Origin of the sequence: Bradyrhizobium sp. LTSP849, from assembly GCF_000938255.1 — a bacterium.
Lineage (GTDB): Bacteria > Pseudomonadota > Alphaproteobacteria > Rhizobiales > Xanthobacteraceae > Bradyrhizobium.
On the sequence record NZ_JYMR01000045.1, the window covers coordinates 318371 to 335101 of the forward strand.

Genomic DNA, 16731 nt, shown 5'->3' on the forward strand with positions numbered 1-16731 from the left:
TGGCCGTCTAAAATGCTCGTTAGAGCGTTGATTGTGCTCAGGTTTTTACGAACTAGCGCAAAACCCGCACGGACACCGCCGCGGCAGCCCTTAAATCAGCCGGGCGATGAAGGCTGGGCTTATGGCAGAGCGAGAGCGAAATGGCAACGGTGAACCGCCGGAACGGGCTCACCGACTATTGGGGGTTGCCACCCCGATGTTCACGCTGTTTCGCCCGGAGCAGGACCAAAATGGCCCATTCTTCCCAATCGCTTTTGTCAGCTTTCGCTTCCCCGCGCCGCCTTGTGCTCTTCGCCACGCTTGCCGCGGCCGCCATCCCCTCGACCGCCGATGCCCGTGTCGGCGCCTATGACGGCGTCTGGAATGTCACTTTCGCCACCACCCGCGGCAATTGCAGCTCGGGCTACAGCGTCCCCTTCAGCGTGGCCGGCAGCCGGGTCTCGTCCGCCGGTGGCGGCCGGGTCTCGGGCTCGGTCAATCGCGGCGGTGCTGTCGCGGTCCAGGTTTCGGTCGGCGCGTCCCATGCCACCGGTGGCGGCCGGCTCGCCGGCGTCGTGGGAGCTGGTTCTTGGAGGGGCATCATCTCTGGCGACCAATGCAGCGGCACCTGGCAGGCAACGCGAACCTGAAACACAAACGGCCCGCCGGAGATCCGGACGGGCCGTTGAAATCTCGGCTGTACCGAGCTGGCGTCAGCGCGGCGCCAGCACCATGACGACCTGGCGGCCCTCGAACCGGGCGTCCTGCTCGACCTTGGCGAGCTCGGCGACGTCGGTCTTGATCTTGTCCAGCAGCTTGGTGCCGATCTCCTGATGCGCCATTTCGCGGCCGCGATAGCGCAGGGTGATCTTGACCTTGTCGCCCTCTTCGAAGAACCGCAGCATCGCACGCATCTTCACGTCATAGTCGTGATCGTCGATCATCGGGCGGAGCTTGATCTCCTTGATCTCGACGGTCTTCTGGCGCTTGCGGGCTTCGGCGGCTTTCTTCTGGGCGGAATACTTGTATTTCCCGTAGTCCATGATCTTGCAGACGGGAGGGCTGACATTCGGCGAAATCTCGACCAGATCCATGCCAGCTTCCTGGGCCATGCGAATGGCAAGAACGGTCTCGACCGTGCCCTTGTTGTCGCCGGTCTGATCGATCAGCTGGATCTGCGCATTGCGGATATCATCATTGATGCGCGGCCCGTCTTTGGCGGCTGGGGCCGGGGCTCTATTGGGACGGCGAATGGGTGGTTCTCCAAAGTTGTGAAAGGAAGCGGCTATTTTGAAGGAAGAAGCGTTTGCCGGCAAGCAAGTCGCGTGTACGGGAAGCGAAAAACCCTCAAATGCGAGGCATTTTGGCCACGCCTATCGGCACGGTGCTCGACATAGACACCTTGCTCCGGTTCCGCAAGCGTCCCAAAAGGTCAGGGTTGATACCGGATTATGCCATCGGACCGGCCCGGACAGCTCAAACCGCACAGCCCGAGTAAATGTTCCATGACCAACGCGATTCCCGAAGCCGTGCTCGACTTCATCGAAATGGGCGAGGGCCCGTCGGTCCGCAAGATCGCGGTGCGCAGCCGCGCCGGGCAAGGGCCCGGCCTGGTCTGGCTCGGCGGCTTCAAGTCCGACATGCAGGGCGGCAAGGCGGTGGCGCTGGATGGCTGGGCCGCAGAGCATGGCCGTGCCGCAGTCCGGTTCGACTATTCCGGCCATGGTGAATCCAGCGGCGATTTCGCCGACGGAACAATTGGAATGTGGCTCGAGGATAGCGTCGCCGTGTTCGAGCGCTTCTGCACCGGTCCTCAAGTGCTGATCGGCTCGTCCATGGGCGGCTGGATGGCGCTGCTGCTCGCGCGCGAGATCAGGAAGCGTTCCGGTAAGGCATCGCTCGCGGGCCTGGTGCTGATCGCGCCGGCGCCCGACTTCACCGAAGAGCTGATGTGGAAGAAGTTTTCGCCCGAGGTGAAGAAAGAGATCGAGACCAAGGGTTTCTGGCTGCGGCCGTCCGAATACGGTGACGGCTCGCCCTATCCGATCACGCGGAACCTGATCGAGGAGGGGCGCAATCATCTCGTGCTCGGCAGCGCCATCGATCTCGGCTGTCCCGTCCGAATTCTCCAGGGCGCGCAGGATCCCGATGTGCCGTGGCAGCACGCCTTCGCGCTGACGCATCGTCTGCCGGCCGACGACGTCGTGCTCACCATGATCCAGGACGGCGATCACCGCCTGTCACGCCCACAGGACATTGCGCGCATTCTTGCCGCGGTCGCGGAGATCGGGTGAACTGTTGCTCGGTGTCATTGCCCGCGAAAGCGGGCAATCCAGTATTCCAGAAGCCGTCGTGCTTTAACCGAGAAGCCGCGGCGTACTGGATGCCCGCCTTCGCGGGCATGACGAAGAAAGGGAGAAACGCCAATGACCACCACCGCCATGCTGCGCGCCTTCTGCGACGCGGTTGAACAGCGCAACGGCCGTGCCTTTGCCGATCTGTTCACCGAGGATGGCGTCTATCACGACGTGTTCTACGGCGCGTTTGCGGGCCGCGAAAAGATCGCGGCGATGGTCGATGACTGGTTCTATCGCACGGCGACCGATTTCCGCTGGGACATGCATGATCCCGTGTCCGACGGCACCACGCTCTATGCGCGCTACACCTTCAGCTACAAATCAACCTTGGCAGAAGCGAACGGTGCGCGGGCGATGTTCGAGGGCGTCGCGATCATGACGCTGCGCGACGGCAAGATCGTGAGCTATCACGAGGTCGCCAACACCGCGCCGGCCTTCGTCGATTTGAAGTTCGCGCCGGAACGGATCGCGAAGATCGTCGCCAAGCAGGGCGCGGAGCTGAAGGCGCGGCCGGAGATGAAGCGGCATCTGGCGTGACGACGGAGCACTACGGCGGCGACGGCTTTGCCACCGGCTTGCGCTGCGCAAGTGCTGCCACCGTCGCGGTGCCGATCGGGCCCTCCTCGTCGTAGAGCCAGCATTCGCCGATCGCCACGCCGTCGGACGCCTGGTGATTCACCACGTCGAAGCCGATCCAGTTCGTCACCGGCAGGCGGTGCAGGTAGATCGTCACGTCACTGTTGATGTAGCCGAGCCCCTTGTCGCCGGCATTGGCAAACGGACTTGCGAAATCGGCGCCGGTGGCGACATGGACGAACGGCGTCATCGGCACGCCCGCAACGAGCTCGCGCACCTCGCTCATCCAGAGCCGGCGTGGACCGAGCGAGCCCATATGGCCGACGATCGGCCGCGTCGTCCATTTGCCGTTCATGCCGAGCCTGGGATCGGTCGGTTTTGGAATGTCGGCCGGCTTCGGCGCGTCCCAGTTCGGCGGCGACCAGACGTTGCCCTCTGGATTTTGTGTTCGCCGCAGCAACTGGCAGGAGGCGCGCGCCATGCTGACTCCGCCGGAGAAGAACTCCGCCTCGACCACGCGGATGCGCATTCCGTCGCGCACGAGCCGCGTCGTCACTTCAATCGGCTTGTCGATCGTTGGTAGCCGAAACATGTCGACGGTCAATCGCGCCGGCACGAACTCAGGGCCGGAATGACGCTCCTCGATGGCGAAGCCGAGCAGGCCGACGATGACGCGGCCGTGCAGCGATTTCGGATCCCACGGACCATTGGCGACTTCCGTCGGATGGAATGTATCGCCGTCGCGGGTGAAGAAAGGCATGTTTGTCATGACGCGCGACCTTGAAGGAACGCGTGGGGAAATCAAGGGTCGCGAGAGCGCGGTCAGTAGCCACAACAACCGCTGTCATCGCCCGGCTTGACCGGGCGATCCAGTACTCCGAGGCAGTCGTGATTGAATCGAGAGCCGCGGCGTACTGGATGCCCCGCCTTCGCGGGGCATGACAGCGGAGGGTTAGGAGGCGGTGTGCCACTCCTCACGCACGCTTTCGTCGCGTTCGTCGGCGATCGCGTCTGCCCTGATCGCTGCGAACTCTTCGTCTCGCACCAGCTGCCCCAACGCCCACACCGCCGCCCCCCGCACCAGCGGACTCGCGTCTCCCAGCAATCGCCGCGCCTCCGCCGCCAGCGCCGCATCACCGGAGTTGCCGATCGCGATCAGCACATTGCGCAAGAAGCGGTCGCGACCGATGCGCTTGACCGGCGACTTCGTGAACAGCGCACGAAACGATGCATCGTCGAGCCGTGCCAGCTCGGCCAGCCCCGGCGCGCGCAGCTCGTCGCGCGCGGCGAGCTTTGCTTCACGGCCTTCCTGCGCGAACTTGTTCCAGGGACAGGCGGCGAGGCAATCGTCGCAGCCATAGATGCGGTTGCCGATGGCTTCGCGAAATTCGGGCGGGATCGGTCCCTTGTTCTCGATGGTCAAATACGAGATGCAGCGCCGCGCATCGAGCTTGTAGGGCGCGGGAAAGGCCGCGGTCGGACAGATGTCGAGACACGCCCGGCACGAACCGCAATGATCGATCTCGGCGTTGTCGCGCGGCAGCTCCAATGTCGTGTAGATCGCGCCGAGAAACAGCCATGAGCCGAACTCGCGCGAGACGAGATTGGTGTGCTTGCCCTGCCAGCCCAAACCCGCGGTCTGCGCGAGCGGCTTCTCCATCACCGCCGCGGTGTCGACGAACACCTTGACCTCGCTTGGCACGGTCGCGACCAGCCAGCGCGCCAGCGCCTTCAGCCGCTTCTTGATGAGGTCGTGATAGTCGTCGCCCTGCGCATAGACCGAGATCGCCGCGCGCGTGCGCTGTTGCAGGATTTTCAGCGGATCAGAGTCGGGACCATAGTTGACGCCGAGCATGATCACCGAGCGCACGTCCTGCCACAGGCCGCGCGGATCGACACGGCGCTCCGGCTGTGCCGCGAGCCAGTCCATGTCGCCATGGCCGCCCGACGCGATGAATTCGAGAAAATATTTGCCGGCGTCTTCGATCGTGCCCGGCTCGGTGATGCCGATGCAATCGAAGCCGAGCGCCTGCGCCTCGCGTGCAAGCGCCGTCTTCAGTTCAGTCGGATCGGAGTTCAGAAATCCAGGTCCACGTAGGTCCGCGACGCCGGCACGCCCGCGAGCCATTCGCTCAGCAGCGGACGGAACGACGGGCGGGATTTCACCCGCGCGTACCACGCCTTTGCCGCGTCGTCCTCGCTCCATGGCACGTCGCCCAGATAGTCGATCGCCGAGAGATGCGCCGCGGCGGCGAGATCCGCGTAAGTGAGCCTATCGCCGGCGAGGAAGTTACGCGTCTGCGCCAGCCAGCCGATATAGGCCAGATGATAGCGCACATTGGCCTTGGCGGCGCGCATCACGTCGGCCGAGGGCGGGCCGCCGCCGTTCTCCTCGCTCATGAAGCGCTTGTAGATGCGCTCGGTGACGAGCGGATGGGAGACTTCCTCGAAGAATTTTTCGTTGAACCAGGCCATCAGCCGGCGCACCTCGACACGCTCGGCGATCGTCTCCGGCATCAGCCGCTTGGGGCCCATCTCGGCGCCATAGGCCTCGTCGAGATATTCCGCGATGATGGGGGCGCCCGGAATTGGCGGCTGCTCGTCGTCCACCAGCACCGGCGTGGTGCCGGCCGCGTTGAGCAGCAAAAATGCCTCGCGCCGTTCCCAGCTGCGTTCCTCGACCAGCTTCGGCTCAAGCCCGTATTCGCCCGCGATCAGGCGGATGAAACGCGAATGCGGACAGAACGGATGATGAAACAGCGTAAACATGAAGCCTTTGACTATTTGATGGTGCTTAAGAATCCATCAATGTTTGTGCGGCGCCACACTAGTCTTTCAAAACCGCGAAGCAAGGGCGTGACGGCGCATTTTGCGATTGCAGCAAAGAGGCGAATAGGCGAGAAGAGCCCCGTTTTCCAGCGGAAATGGACCGTAAATATGTCAGATGCAATACGGGCAGTGATCCTCGGCATCATCGAGGGTGTGACCGAGTTCCTTCCCGTTTCCTCGACCGGCCACCTGCTGCTTGCGGAGCGCTTCTTCGGCCTCGGCGAGGGCGCCTTCTGGGATTCGTTTACGGTTCTGATCCAGCTCGGCGCGATCCTTGCGATCGTCGTGTTGTACTTCAAGAAATTGTGGGACGTCGCGATCGGCATGTTCACCGGCGACGCCTATGCGCGCCGCTTCGTGATCGGCGTGCTGGTGGCGTTCCTGCCCGCGGTCGTCGTCGGCCTCGTCGCCGGCAAATACATCAAGAGCATGCTGTTCAATCCGTGGGTGGTGTGCTTCTCGCTGATCGTCGGCGGCGCCATCCTGCTATGGGTCGATCGGCTCGATCTCAAGGCGCGCGAGCATGACGCCACCAAATTTCCGCTGCTGATGTATCTCTATATCGGCATCGCGCAGTGCATCGCGATGATCCCGGGCGTGTCGCGCTCCGGCGCCAGCATCGTCGCCGCGATGTTTTTGGGGGCCGACAAGCGCGCGGCGGCGGAGTTCTCGTTCTTCCTCGCGATTCCCACCATGATCGGCGCGTTCGCCTACGATTTCTACAAGAACCGCTCCGAGATGACGATGGACCACATGGGCATCGTCGCGATCGGCTTTGTGGTGTCGTTCATCACCGCGATCATCGTGGTGAAGGCGTTCCTCGGATACGTCACCCGCCACGGCTTCGTGGTGTTCGCCTGGTGGCGCGTCATCGTCGGTACGCTCGGCCTGATCGCGCTGGCGCTCGGCCATTAAGCTTTATGGCCCGTAGCCCGGATTTCGCTGCGCTCCATCCGGGCTACGCCTGAAGCTCAAACCACGGCCTCAACCTAATATAAGCTTTTGACCGGTAGGCAGTTTCCAGAGCGGGGCGGCGCGCGCCTCGCAACGGAGCTGAACGATGACCCTCGTCAGCGGCTGGGGACGCTTCCCGGTCGTCGATAGCGAACTGCTGCGGCCGCGGTCGTTCGAGGCGGTGGGCGAAGCCGTCGGCACGGCCGGCGCTGTGGCGCGCGGTAATGGCCGCGCCTATGGCGACGCCGCGATCGGAGCCAGCCGGACCGTCGCGATGACGGGTTTCGACCGGGTCAGGTCGTTCGATCCGGCAACCGGGCGTCTCCGTCTCGAAGCCGGCGTGCTGCTGTCGGACCTGATCGATACCTTTGGCCCGCGCGGATTCCTGCCCTTCGTCGTTCCCGGCACGCGGTTCGTGTCGGTCGGCGGCGCGATTGCCGCCGACGTGCATGGCAAGAACCATCATTGCGAGGGTGGCTTCGGCCGTTACGTCGACAGCATCCTGCTGCGCACCGGGCAGGGCGACACCATCGAGGTCTCGCGCGAGCAGAATTCGGATGCGTTCTTCGCGACCATCGGCGGCATGGGCCTCACCGGGGTCATTCTCGAAGCGACGATGCGGCTGCGGCGGGTCGAGACCGGCTGGATCCGCGAGCGGGTGATCTCCGCGTCCGATCTCGATGCCGCGATGCGTGCGCTCGACGCCGGCGATTCCGCGACTTATTCGGTGGCATGGATCGATTGCGCTGCGCGCGGCAACGACCTCGGCCGCGCGCTGATCTATCTCGGTGAGCACGCGCGCACAGACGAGCTTGTCGACGGTGCCGATCGTTTTCCCGCGGGCAAGAATCCCGGGCTCGCCGTGCCCGTCGATCTCCCGTCGATCACGCTGAACCGCTACAGCATCCGCGCCTTCAACGAGCTCTACTACCGCATGGGCGCGCGGCGCGCCGGCGGCAGCCACGTGGTCTCGCTCTATCCGTATTTCTTTCCGCTCGACAGCGTCGGTGCCTGGAATCGCATCTATGGACGGCGCGGCTTCCTCCAGCATCAATGCGTGCTTCCGGAAGCCGGCGCGCGCGACGTGCTCGCCGATATCCTCGACCGCGTCTCGAAGCGCGGCGATGCCTCGTTCCTCGCAGTGCTGAAGAAGCTCGGCCAGGGCGACGGCATCCTGTCGTTCCCGCTGCCCGGCTACACGCTGGCGCTGGATTTCCCCGTGAAGGGCGACATCCTGAATTTCCTCGACGAGATCGACCGCCTGGTCGTCGCCGCCGGCGGGCGGCTCTATCTCGCCAAAGACGCGCGCCAGTCGCGTGCGACTTTCGAGGCCGGCTATCCCGCCCTGCAACGCTTCAACGCGATCCGAAAATCGCTCGATCCCGCAGGACACATCCGCTCAAAGCTTTCGCAGCGTTTATTTGATGAGGTTTAAGCCATGACGTCGCGCAAGACTGTATTGGTGCTCGGTGGCTCCTCCGATATCGGCCGCGCCGCCGCGCGCGCCTTTGCGAAAGCAGGATACGATGTCGGACTCGCCGGGCGCGACGCCGCTGCACTCGAGCCCGACGCCGCCGATCTGCACGCCCGCTACAACATCGAGGTGAGCACGCTGAAGTTCGACGTGCTCGATACGGCTTCGTTCGACAGCTTTGTCGGCGGCCTTCCGGCATTGCCTGACGTCGTCATCTCGATCGTCGGATTGCTGGGTGTGCAGGATCAGGCGGAGAGCGATCTCGCGCACGCCACGACGATCATGCGCTCGAACTACGAAGGGCCATCGCTGATCCTCGGCCTGTTCGCCGAAAAATTCCTGGCGCGCGGCAACGGCACCATCGTCGGCGTGTCCTCGGTCGCGGGCGATCGCGGGCGGTCCTCGAACTATATCTACGGCTCGGCCAAGGCGGGCTTCTCCGCGTTCCTGTCCGGCCTGCGCGGCCGCGCCAGCCGCGGCGGCGTGCATGTCGTCACCGTCAAGCCCGGCTTCGTCCGAACGAAAATGACGGAAGGCATGAAGCTGATCGGCCCGCTCACCGTCGAGGCGCCGGTGGTCGGCGACGCGATCCTTCAGGCCGTGGAGAAGAAGACCGACGTCGTCTATGTCAGCGGCAAATGGCGCCTCGTGATGTTCATCATCAAGGCGCTGCCGGAAGCGGTGTTCAAGAAGCTGAAGTTCTGAGGCTCACGCGCTCTTGCGCTGGAACTGGCCGGCCGCGCGAAAGCGCCAGAGATATTGCGGGGCGATCGCTTCCAGCGAATCGGCTGGGATGCCGAGGCCTTCCAGCGTCAGGCCGGCCGCCTTCGCCGCGTCCGAGACGACATTGTCGCGCTCGAGCAGCGTGACCTGGTCCGGCGTCAGCTTCAGCGCGCCGGGCGCGAATTGCAGGAAGTTGGCCTGGAAGCGGGCCAGCCCGAACGGCAGCGAGATCAGCGCCGGCTTGCGATCGGCGATGGCCAGGATGGCCTCGATGATCTCGCGCATGGTCAGCACTTCCGGCCCGCCGAGCTCGTAGGTGGCGCCCGCCTTGGCCTTGCCGTCGACGGCATCCGCAATCGCAGTGGCGACATCGCCGACATAGACCGGCTGCATCTTCGTGGCGCCGCCGATCAGCGGCAGCACCGGCGACATCCGCGCCAGCGACGCAAAACGGTTGGTGAACTGGTCCTCAGGACCGAACATCACCGACGGACGGAAGATCGTGGCCGACGGCACCGCAGCCGTCACGGCGGCTTCGCCGGCCGCCTTGGCCTTGGCATAGCGCGAGGGCGATTCCGCGTCGGCGCCGATCGCCGAGACATGGATCATGCGCGCGCCGGCAGCGGCGGCCGCCTTGGCGACGGTCTCGGCGCCCTTGGCCTGGACGGCGTCAAAGCTCTGCGCGCCGCCCTCAGTGAGGATGCCGACCAGATTGATCACGACATCCGAATCACGCACCGCCGCCTCGACCGACGCCGGGTAGCGCAGATTGGCCTGAATGGTGTGGACCTGCCCGACCTTGCCCGAGGGCTGGAGGAAGCCGGCCAGCTCCGGGCGCCGCACCGCGACCCGGACCCGGTAATCGCGCCGGCACAGGGCGCGGACGACATTCCGGCCCAAAAACCCCGATCCGCCGAAAACCGTGACGAGAGTTTCCAGATTCGATGCCATGGGTCCATTCCTGCGGAAGAGTGCGTCTTATCAGGCTTGTATCGGGCCAGTTTGCGATGCGCAATCCGCATCCCCAAACCTGGGTCACGCTTGAATTGACAACCGCGTCACCGAACCGTAGTAACCGCCTCCGTGCCCCAAACGGCATGCCCAGGTGGTGGAATTGGTAGACGCGCTGGCTTCAGGTGCCAGTGGCTTAACGGCCGTGAAGGTTCGAGTCCTTTCCTGGGCACCATTTTGCAGAATTTCGACGCAAAATAGGGCTGCTGTCGCTCAGTGGAGATAGCAGGGCGGCAATCCATGCCGTCGCCGTCGCGAAGGTACCTTGGTGGGACAAATCCGCCCGCCCGCCCTCAGACCACGCTCCTCCCAGCCCGCTCCGCCACCGATTTCTGCACAAAATACATCGCGATCAGCGAGACGATCGCCGAGGCGACGACGACGTAGCCGATCCGGTCGAAATGGATCAGCGACCCGTCCGGCGCTTGCGCGATGATCGCGCCGGCGAGCATCGAGCCGAGCCCGCCGGAGAGCTGCTGGAGTGACGCGCTGACCGCGCTGAACGAGCCGCGCTGGCTCGCGTCGGGGATCGCCGACATCAGGGCCTGCGACGGGATCATGCGTGAGAAGATGCCGACGAACATCAGCACGTTGACGGTGATCGCGGTCACGAGCGTGACGTGGCCGAGATGGGTGTAGATCAGCACCATGATCACGGACACGACGCTGCCGAACACGAAGGTTGGATATTTGCCGAACGCGTCGCTCGCCCTGCCGACCAGCGGCCCCGTGACGATGCTGAACAGGCCGGAGACAAGATAGATCGTCGGCAAATGCGTGATGTCGATGCCGAGATTGTGCACGGTGAAGGCGCTGGAGAACGGCATCAGCATGTAGCCGCCGGTCGCCAGCAGCGTCGTCACGGCGAAGGCCAGCGTGTAGCGGGGCTCTCCGATGGTCGCGACCAGATGATGGAAAGGGTTCTTGTCCTGCTTCAGTTTCAGATGCGCATCGACCGGCTCCATGGCGAAGGCGATGATGCCGATCGCTGCGATTGACAGACCGACGATCGCAAAGAAGCAGACATGCCAGTTCCAGCGATTGGCGAGAAACAGTCCAGCCGGAATGCCGAGCACCTGGCTCGCGGCGAACGCGGTCTGGACAAATCCCATCACGCGGCCGCGCAAATGCAGCGGGAACAGGTCGGTGGTGATGGCGAGCACGACCGAGCCGATCACGCCGCCGAATAGTCCGGTCACGATCCTGCCGAGCAGCAGCACGTGGTAGTTCTGCGCCATGGCGCAGAGCAGGGTGCCGAGCGTGAAGCCGACATAGAAGAACAACAGCAGGCGCTTGCGATCGAAGCGATCGGCAAAGCCGGCGGCCAGAATGCCTGAAGCTCCCGCGCTGAACGCGTAGGCCGAAACCGCGACGCCGAATTGCCCCGCCGTGATGTCGAGCGAGGGCATCAGGATGGCGCCGAGCGGCGACATGATGATGAAATCGAGAATGATCGTGAACTGCGCGAACGCGAGCAGCGCGACGAGGAGCGTCTGGTAGCGCGTAAAGCCGCGCTGGCGTTCCTGTTGATCGTCGATAGGCGCAGCCAACGTCTGTTCGGTCATGACATCTCATTCACAGGCAACGGGGAGCTTGCAACAGATGGGGGCGGTTGGCGCGAATTCCACGGTGCGCATGGTGCAAGTTGCTCTGGAATACGGAGCTCGCGCCGGATTGTGGGATCCGTGCAACAGCTTGACGAACAAAGAAGCGTTGGCCCCTTCCGACAGCCGCTGAAGCCCCCTCCTTTGCCAGCCGAATTAAGCCGCCCTTAGCGAATGCCCCCTAGGCTCGCGGCCGTCCATTTTCCTGCTCCCGGCCTCCCCAACCCTTGGGCCGGTCGTGTTGCGGTCAGTCAGAGCGTTTTCGGATGGAGCAGCCCGTCAGGCAGTACGATCGGAGTGAGGCCGCACCGCAGGCCACGCCAGCGCCTGCCCGCACGTTCGTGATCGATCTCGAAGGCGCGCTCTTGCGCTCGGAACTGCTGATGGAAGCGCTGTTCTCCAGCCCCGGCCGCATGCTGGCCCGCTTCGGCGCGGGCGGACGCCCGGGCATGGCCGCACTCACCGATATTCTGGCGCGGGCCGAGATCGACTATTCCCATCTGCCCTATGACACCGATGTGCTGAACCAGGCGCTGGCGGCGCGGGCGCGGGGCGAGACAATTTTTCTGGTCGCGGATCGCTTCGCTGATCATGCCGCGGGGATCGCCGCGCATCTCGGTTTCGACGGCGTCGTAGCGCCGGCGGATCTCGTGGATCGCGCCTCCGTCGATCGCATCAGCGAGCGCAGCCGCAGTCGCCCCAGCTTGAAGGTTTGGGCGCAGGCGCTGCGCGTCTACCAATACGCCAAGAACACGCTGGTGTTCGTGCCTGTTATCACCGCGCATCAGATGAATGTTGCGACGCTCGGCACCACGCTGCTGGCGTTCCTGGCGTTCTCGGCCTGTGCGTCGGGCGCCTATCTGATGAACGACCTGCTCGATCTCGCAGCCGACCGGCAGCATCCGACCAAGCGCCATCGCGCGCTCGCGGCGGGTGATTTGCCGATCTCGTCGGCGCTGCTTGCGATCCCTGTGCTGTGGACTTTCGCAGTTGCCGCCAGCCTCTGCATCTCCACAGCTTTCCTCGGCGTGCTCGCGGTCTATCTTGCCACCACCATCGCCTATTCGCTTGTGCTCAAGCGCAAGATGCTGGTCGACGTGGTGACGCTCGCCGGCCTCTACTCCTTGCGCATCGGCGCCGGCGCCGTTGCCACCGGCGTGATGCTGTCGGAATGGCTGATGATCTTCTCGCTGTTCGTGTTCACCTCGCTGGCGCTGATCAAGCGCTTCAGCGAGCTCAGCATGCGCGAGGGCGCGGGCCTCGCCGATCCCTCCAATCGCGACTACCGCATCACCGATCTGCACATCATTGCCGCCATGGCCGCCGCGAGCGCCATGAATGCGGTGACGGTGTTCGCGCTCTATCTGTCGTCCTCCGCGGTGACGCCGCTCTACAGCCGTCCCTGGCTGCTGTGGCTGCTGGCGCCCTTGCTGCTCTACTGGTTCGGCCGTGCGCTCATGATTGCGCATCGCCGCGAGATGCCCGACGATCCCATCATCTACGCCTTCCGCGACGGCGCCAGCCGCACCACCGTGGCGGCGATGATCTGCATCATGCTGGCGGCGATCTGACCGGGCCCGCCGGGGCGCATCCGGCGCTTGCGCGACCCGTCCGCAGTGGATACATCGCGGGCAATCCCGATTAACCTATGACGAAATCGCTACCGATTCGATTGAGGGTTTGAAACGCCATGACCGTACGCCTGCACCGCGGCGATTTGCCTGATCTCACCCGCTACACCGGAGCTGTGGCGATCGACACCGAGACCATGGGCCTGAACCCGCACCGCGACCGGCTCTGCGTGGTGCAGCTCTCGCCCGGCGACGGCAGCGCCGACGTGGTGCAGATCCCGAAGGGGCACACCGACGCGCCGAACCTGAAGGCGCTGCTGGCCAATCCCGCCATCACGAAAATCTTCCATTTCGCGCGGTTCGACGTTGCGGTGCTGTACCAGACCTTCGGCGTGATGACCGGGCCGATCTACTGCACCAAGATCGCCTCCCGCCTGACCCGCACCTATACCGACCGCCATGGCCTCAAGGACCTCGTGCGCGAGGTGCTCAATGTCGACCTCTCCAAGCAGCAGCAATCCAGCGACTGGGGCGCCGATGGCCTGACCGAGCCGCAGCTCGCCTACGCCGCCTCCGACGTGCTGCATCTGCATGCCTTGCGCGAGCGGCTGGACGCCATGCTGGTCCGGGAGGGCCGCACCGCGCTGGCCAAGGCCTGTTTCGACTTCCTGCCGACCCGTGCCCTGCTCGACCTCCAGGGCTGGGAGGAAGAGGACATTTTCGCGCATTCCTGACCCTTCGAGCGTCGGCTAGGCTAGGGCGATCGCCCCGTTTCGGACACTTTCGTAACGGCCTGTCGCGGGCTGCATATTCCTGAGGTCGCGGGTACAATGGGGCGCCCTCGATTGGAGCGTTCTGACCAGCTAAGCGATGTCCCTGGAGCACCGGTGAACTCGGCCCAGTTTTCAACCTACGACGCCGCGCTTGCGGCGAAGTTTGCCAGCGCGGCGCGCCACAGCCGCCTGGTGCGGATTCTGCGCATCGCGGTGCCGGTGACCGTGATCCTGTCCATGGCCTCGATCGTCGCCGTCTCGACCTTCCTCAACCCCTTCAGCATGATTCCCGTGAAGGTCGACTCCGGAAACCTCGTGGTCACAGGCACCAAGATCACGATGGAATCGCCGCATATGTCCGGCTTCACGCCGGACCAGCGGCCCTATGAGCTCTGGGCCAAGACCGCGACGCAGGACGTCACCGATCCCGATCATGTCGATCTCGCGGATCTGCGCGCAAAAGTCCTGATGGAGGATCAATCTCTCCTGTTCCTCGATGCCCGCACCGGCCGGTTCGACAACAAGCAACAGCAGCTCGACCTGCACAAGGATATCTTCCTGCGCACCTCGACCGGCTATGAGGCGCGGCTGAACTCAGCCTTCGTCGACATGGCCAAGGGCACGGTCTCTTCGGACGAACATGTCGACGTCAAGCTGACCAACGGCACGCTCACCGCCGACCGGCTGCGCATTACCGAAGGCGGCGATGTCATTCGCTTTGAGGGCAACGTCGTGATGCATCTGGACAAGATCAGCACGGATGATGCAGCAGCTGCGCCTGTCGAGCAGCCTGCGCCGGCGCCGCCGCCGAAGTCCAAGAACAAGTCTGCGATTTCAAAATGATTTTCATGGCCCATTTTTTCCCGCGCAACCAGGACAAGCGGCGCGCCGCCGTCCGCGCCGCCGCGCTTGTCGTCGGCGTCGCGCTGATCGCGACGGGTGCAGCGTTCGCGCAGAGCACGACGCAGGGCGTGCCCAATGCCATGCAGGGTTTTTCGCAGAACCGCGACCAGCCGATCCAGATCGACGCCGCCACGCTCGAGATGCGCGACAAGAAAAAGGAGGCGACCTTCTCCGGCAATGTGAAGGTCGTGCAGGGCGACACCACCATGATCTCGAAGACGCTGGTGGTGTTCTACGAATCGAGCAGCGACAAGGCGGCCGCACCTGCGCAAGCCGCACCTGCCCAACCCAATGCTGCAAAGGGCGCGAAGGCTGCTCCCATACAGTCGGCGACGCCGGGACCCGGCGGCGCCTCCTCGATCAAGCGGCTGGAGGCGCGCGGCAATGTCGTGGTCACCCAGAAGGATCAGGTGGTGACCGGCGACACCGCCGTGTTCGACACCAAGACCAACCTCATCACCATGCTCGGCGGCTCGGGCGGCCAGGTGGTCCTGACGCAATGCCAGAACGTGCTGCGCGGCGACCGTCTCCTGGTCGACATGACCACCGGCGTCTCGCGGGTGGAATCCGACGCCGGCAGAGTGCAGGGCCTGTTCATCCAGTCCCAGGGCGGCTCGAGCGGCAAATGCGGGACGCCCACAACCCCTGGCTCCGGCCCCGCGGTGCCCTCGCTCATTCCGGGTAAGCCTAAGTAAATCAATAGGTTATGTAATAATTTCCGGCCGCGAGGTTGAAGCCGGCGCGACAAGACTGTATCTACCGCAACGGGCTTTCGAAGCGGGGTCCGCCGCTAATCGAGGGTGTTTCACTGGGCATGAGACATCCTTTCACTCATGCTGCGTCGGCGAATCGCTCCGAGGCGGCGGATCGCGGGGTCACCCGTGCAGGACTACGGTGCAGGACTACCGTGAAGGCTTGAGACAGGCGGGGATGGTCGATTTATTCAGCATGTTCCGTCGGCGCCCCGCCAAGCGCGGCCGGCCTGGATTTGCGCGTCAGGACATCACCGCTCTCACCGACAGCGTCGGGGGCCTGCTGGCCAGCCCGGTGCGGGATGCCCCGCCGATCGCCCGTGAGCAGCCGGCGCACGTGCCGGACCCGTACGGCGTCGAGGCACCGCCGCGGCCGCGCCAGCCGGCGGCTGAGCCTGCCAAAGCCAGGACCAATGCGAAGCCCAGTGCGAAGTCCAATGGCTCGGGCGGGCCGCAATTATTGAAGCGGCCGGGCTTCCTGGCTGTGCATAGCGTGGAAAAGAGTTTTGGCAGCCGCCAGGTCGTGCGTGGCGTCAGCATCTATGTGCGCCGCGGCGAAGCCGTCGGCCTGCTCGGCCCGAACGGTGCCGGCAAGACCACCGTGTTCTACATGATCACCGGCCTGATCAAGCCCGATCGCGGCGCGATCGAGCTCGACGGCCACGATGTCACGAAGCTGCCGATGTACCAGCGCGCGCGGCTCGGCATCGGCTATCTGCCGCAGGAAGCCTCGATCTTCCGCGGCCTCACCGTCGAGCAGAACATTCGTGCCGTGCTCGAAGTGGTCGAGCCCTCGCGCAAGAAGCGCGAGCAGCAGCTCGATTCGCTGCTCGACGAATTCAACATCACCCGCCTGCGTAAATCGCCGTCAATTGCGCTATCCGGCGGTGAACGCCGCCGCGTCGAGATCGCGCGCGCACTGGCGACGCGTCCGAACTACATGCTGCTCGACGAACCCTTCGCCGGCATCGATCCGATCGCAGTCGGCGACATTCAGGACCTCGTCCGCCATCTCACCAATCGCGGCATCGGCGTGCTCATCACCGACCACAATGTCCGTGAGACGCTCGGCCTCACCGACCGTGCCTATATCGTCTATGCCGGTGAAATCTTGACCGAGGGCAGCCCGGATGAGATCGTCAATGATCCGGATGTCAGGCGGCTTTACCTTGGCGAGGAATTCCGCCTCTAGCCCGTTTTTCAAATTCGTCAAGGCGTGTACATC

17 protein-coding genes and 1 tRNA gene are annotated in these 16731 nt (G+C 64.2%); 12 read left to right on the forward strand and 6 right to left on the reverse strand.

Annotation, left to right across the window (positions count from 1 at the left end):
* Nucleotides 1-230 precede the first annotated feature (230 nt).
* Nucleotides 231-629: a hypothetical protein gene (locus tag UB31_RS25880; RefSeq protein ID WP_045004799.1), complete on the forward strand. Its 399-nt coding sequence runs from the start codon at nt 231-233 to the stop codon at nt 627-629.
* Nucleotides 630-692: 63 nt separating this feature from the next.
* Here UB31_RS25880 and infC read toward each other — a convergent pair whose 3' ends face one another.
* Nucleotides 693-1232, reverse strand: a complete 540-nt coding sequence (gene infC, locus UB31_RS25885) for a translation initiation factor IF-3 (protein WP_148743626.1) — start codon at nt 1230-1232, stop codon at nt 693-695.
* Between the two features lie 252 nt (nt 1233-1484).
* Between infC and UB31_RS25890 the strand changes: the two genes are divergently transcribed.
* Both UB31_RS25890 and UB31_RS25895 read left to right on the forward strand, forming a co-directional pair.
* The gene (locus tag UB31_RS25890) at nt 1485-2273 is read left to right on the forward strand and encodes an alpha/beta hydrolase (RefSeq protein ID WP_045012903.1); all 789 of its coding nucleotides are present in this window, start codon (nt 1485-1487) and stop codon (nt 2271-2273) included.
* 132 nt (nt 2274-2405) lie between these two features.
* Entirely contained in the window at nt 2406-2873 is a 468-nt protein-coding gene (locus UB31_RS25895) for a nuclear transport factor 2 family protein (protein ID WP_045012904.1), read from the forward strand.
* A 10-nt stretch (nt 2874-2883) separates the two neighbouring features.
* On the opposite strand, the gene UB31_RS25900 is transcribed toward UB31_RS25895, so the two are convergent.
* From UB31_RS25900 to UB31_RS25910, 3 genes are all read right to left on the reverse strand, one after another.
* Entirely contained in the window at nt 2884-3681 is a 798-nt protein-coding gene (locus UB31_RS25900) for an acyl-CoA thioesterase domain-containing protein (RefSeq protein ID WP_045012905.1), read from the reverse strand.
* Between the two features lie 183 nt (nt 3682-3864).
* Nucleotides 3865-5040 (reverse strand): tRNA epoxyqueuosine(34) reductase QueG, encoded by a 1176-nt coding sequence (gene queG / locus UB31_RS25905; RefSeq protein ID WP_045012906.1) that lies wholly within the window; start codon nt 5038-5040, stop codon nt 3865-3867.
* Nucleotides 4989-5681 (reverse strand): glutathione S-transferase family protein, encoded by a 693-nt coding sequence (locus tag UB31_RS25910; RefSeq protein ID WP_045012907.1) that lies wholly within the window; start codon nt 5679-5681, stop codon nt 4989-4991. The genes queG and UB31_RS25910 overlap by 52 nt, the downstream gene beginning before the upstream one ends.
* A gap of 168 nt (nt 5682-5849) precedes the next feature.
* Between UB31_RS25910 and UB31_RS25915 the strand changes: the two genes are divergently transcribed.
* From UB31_RS25915 to UB31_RS25925, 3 genes are all read left to right on the forward strand, one after another.
* Entirely contained in the window at nt 5850-6656 is an 807-nt protein-coding gene (locus UB31_RS25915; RefSeq protein ID WP_045012908.1) for an undecaprenyl-diphosphate phosphatase, read from the forward strand.
* A 145-nt stretch (nt 6657-6801) separates the two neighbouring features.
* Complete coding sequence (locus UB31_RS25920; protein WP_045012909.1) at nt 6802-8130, forward strand: FAD-binding oxidoreductase; 1329 nt, start codon at nt 6802-6804, stop codon at nt 8128-8130.
* A 3-nt stretch (nt 8131-8133) separates the two neighbouring features.
* A complete protein-coding gene (locus tag UB31_RS25925) occupies nt 8134-8874 on the forward strand; it encodes an SDR family oxidoreductase (RefSeq protein ID WP_045012910.1) in 741 nt (246 codons plus the stop codon).
* Nucleotides 8875-8877: 3 nt separating this feature from the next.
* On the opposite strand, the gene UB31_RS25930 is transcribed toward UB31_RS25925, so the two are convergent.
* Nucleotides 8878-9843, reverse strand: a complete 966-nt coding sequence (locus UB31_RS25930; RefSeq protein ID WP_045012911.1) for a complex I NDUFA9 subunit family protein — start codon at nt 9841-9843, stop codon at nt 8878-8880.
* Between the two features lie 148 nt (nt 9844-9991).
* On the opposite strand from UB31_RS25930, the gene UB31_RS25935 reads away from it, so the two are divergent.
* Nucleotides 9992-10078 (forward strand) — tRNA-Leu (locus UB31_RS25935).
* Nucleotides 10079-10196: 118 nt separating this feature from the next.
* Here the strand turns inward: UB31_RS25935 and UB31_RS25940 are convergent.
* Nucleotides 10197-11468, reverse strand: coding sequence for an MFS transporter (locus UB31_RS25940; protein ID WP_045012912.1), 1272 nt, complete (start codon nt 11466-11468; stop codon nt 10197-10199).
* A gap of 305 nt (nt 11469-11773) precedes the next feature.
* Between UB31_RS25940 and UB31_RS25945 the strand changes: the two genes are divergently transcribed.
* The 5 genes from UB31_RS25945 to lptB all read left to right on the forward strand — a co-directional run bounded on the left by UB31_RS25945 (nt 11774) and on the right by lptB (nt 16698).
* On the forward strand, nt 11774-13078 hold the full coding sequence (locus UB31_RS25945) for a UbiA family prenyltransferase (protein WP_050044831.1): 1305 nt from the start codon (nt 11774-11776) through the stop codon (nt 13076-13078).
* 119 nt (nt 13079-13197) lie between these two features.
* Nucleotides 13198-13812: a ribonuclease D gene (locus UB31_RS25950; protein ID WP_045012913.1), complete on the forward strand. Its 615-nt coding sequence runs from the start codon at nt 13198-13200 to the stop codon at nt 13810-13812.
* Nucleotides 13813-13965: 153 nt separating this feature from the next.
* Nucleotides 13966-14694, forward strand: a complete 729-nt coding sequence (lptC, locus tag UB31_RS25955; protein ID WP_045012914.1) for an LPS export ABC transporter periplasmic protein LptC — start codon at nt 13966-13968, stop codon at nt 14692-14694.
* Nucleotides 14691-15449: an LptA/OstA family protein gene (locus UB31_RS25960; RefSeq protein WP_082078617.1), complete on the forward strand. Its 759-nt coding sequence runs from the start codon at nt 14691-14693 to the stop codon at nt 15447-15449. The genes lptC and UB31_RS25960 overlap by 4 nt, the downstream gene beginning before the upstream one ends.
* Before the next feature lie 235 nt (nt 15450-15684).
* Entirely contained in the window at nt 15685-16698 is a 1014-nt protein-coding gene (gene lptB / locus UB31_RS25965; protein ID WP_045004825.1) for an LPS export ABC transporter ATP-binding protein, read from the forward strand.
* The last annotated feature ends 33 nt before the right edge of the window (nt 16699-16731 follow it).

Excerpts from the sequence above, each read along its gene's own strand:
- queG (WP_045012906.1), bottom strand. The coding sequence starts at position 5,040 with ATGGCTCGCGGGCGTGCCGGCGTCGCGGACCTACGTGGACCTGGATTT.
- UB31_RS25945 (WP_050044831.1), top strand. The coding sequence starts at position 11,774 with ATGGAGCAGCCCGTCAGGCAGTACGATCGGAGTGAGGCCGCACCGCAG.
- UB31_RS25950 (WP_045012913.1), top strand. The coding sequence starts at position 13,198 with ATGACCGTACGCCTGCACCGCGGCGATTTGCCTGATCTCACCCGCTAC.
- UB31_RS25930 (WP_045012911.1), bottom strand. The coding sequence starts at position 9,843 with ATGGCATCGAATCTGGAAACTCTCGTCACGGTTTTCGGCGGATCGGGG.
- UB31_RS25915 (WP_045012908.1), top strand. The coding sequence starts at position 5,850 with ATGTCAGATGCAATACGGGCAGTGATCCTCGGCATCATCGAGGGTGTG.
- UB31_RS25900 (WP_045012905.1), bottom strand. The coding sequence starts at position 3,681 with ATGACAAACATGCCTTTCTTCACCCGCGACGGCGATACATTCCATCCG.
- UB31_RS25960 (WP_082078617.1), top strand. The coding sequence starts at position 14,691 with ATGATTTTCATGGCCCATTTTTTCCCGCGCAACCAGGACAAGCGGCGC.
- UB31_RS25940 (WP_045012912.1), bottom strand. The coding sequence starts at position 11,468 with ATGACCGAACAGACGTTGGCTGCGCCTATCGACGATCAACAGGAACGC.
- UB31_RS25920 (WP_045012909.1), top strand. The coding sequence starts at position 6,802 with ATGACCCTCGTCAGCGGCTGGGGACGCTTCCCGGTCGTCGATAGCGAA.
- lptB (WP_045004825.1), top strand. The coding sequence starts at position 15,685 with ATGGTCGATTTATTCAGCATGTTCCGTCGGCGCCCCGCCAAGCGCGGC.
- UB31_RS25895 (WP_045012904.1), top strand. The coding sequence starts at position 2,406 with ATGACCACCACCGCCATGCTGCGCGCCTTCTGCGACGCGGTTGAACAG.
- UB31_RS25910 (WP_045012907.1), bottom strand. The coding sequence starts at position 5,681 with ATGTTTACGCTGTTTCATCATCCGTTCTGTCCGCATTCGCGTTTCATC.
- UB31_RS25890 (WP_045012903.1), top strand. The coding sequence starts at position 1,485 with ATGACCAACGCGATTCCCGAAGCCGTGCTCGACTTCATCGAAATGGGC.
- UB31_RS25925 (WP_045012910.1), top strand. The coding sequence starts at position 8,134 with ATGACGTCGCGCAAGACTGTATTGGTGCTCGGTGGCTCCTCCGATATC.
- UB31_RS25880 (WP_045004799.1), top strand. The coding sequence starts at position 231 with ATGGCCCATTCTTCCCAATCGCTTTTGTCAGCTTTCGCTTCCCCGCGC.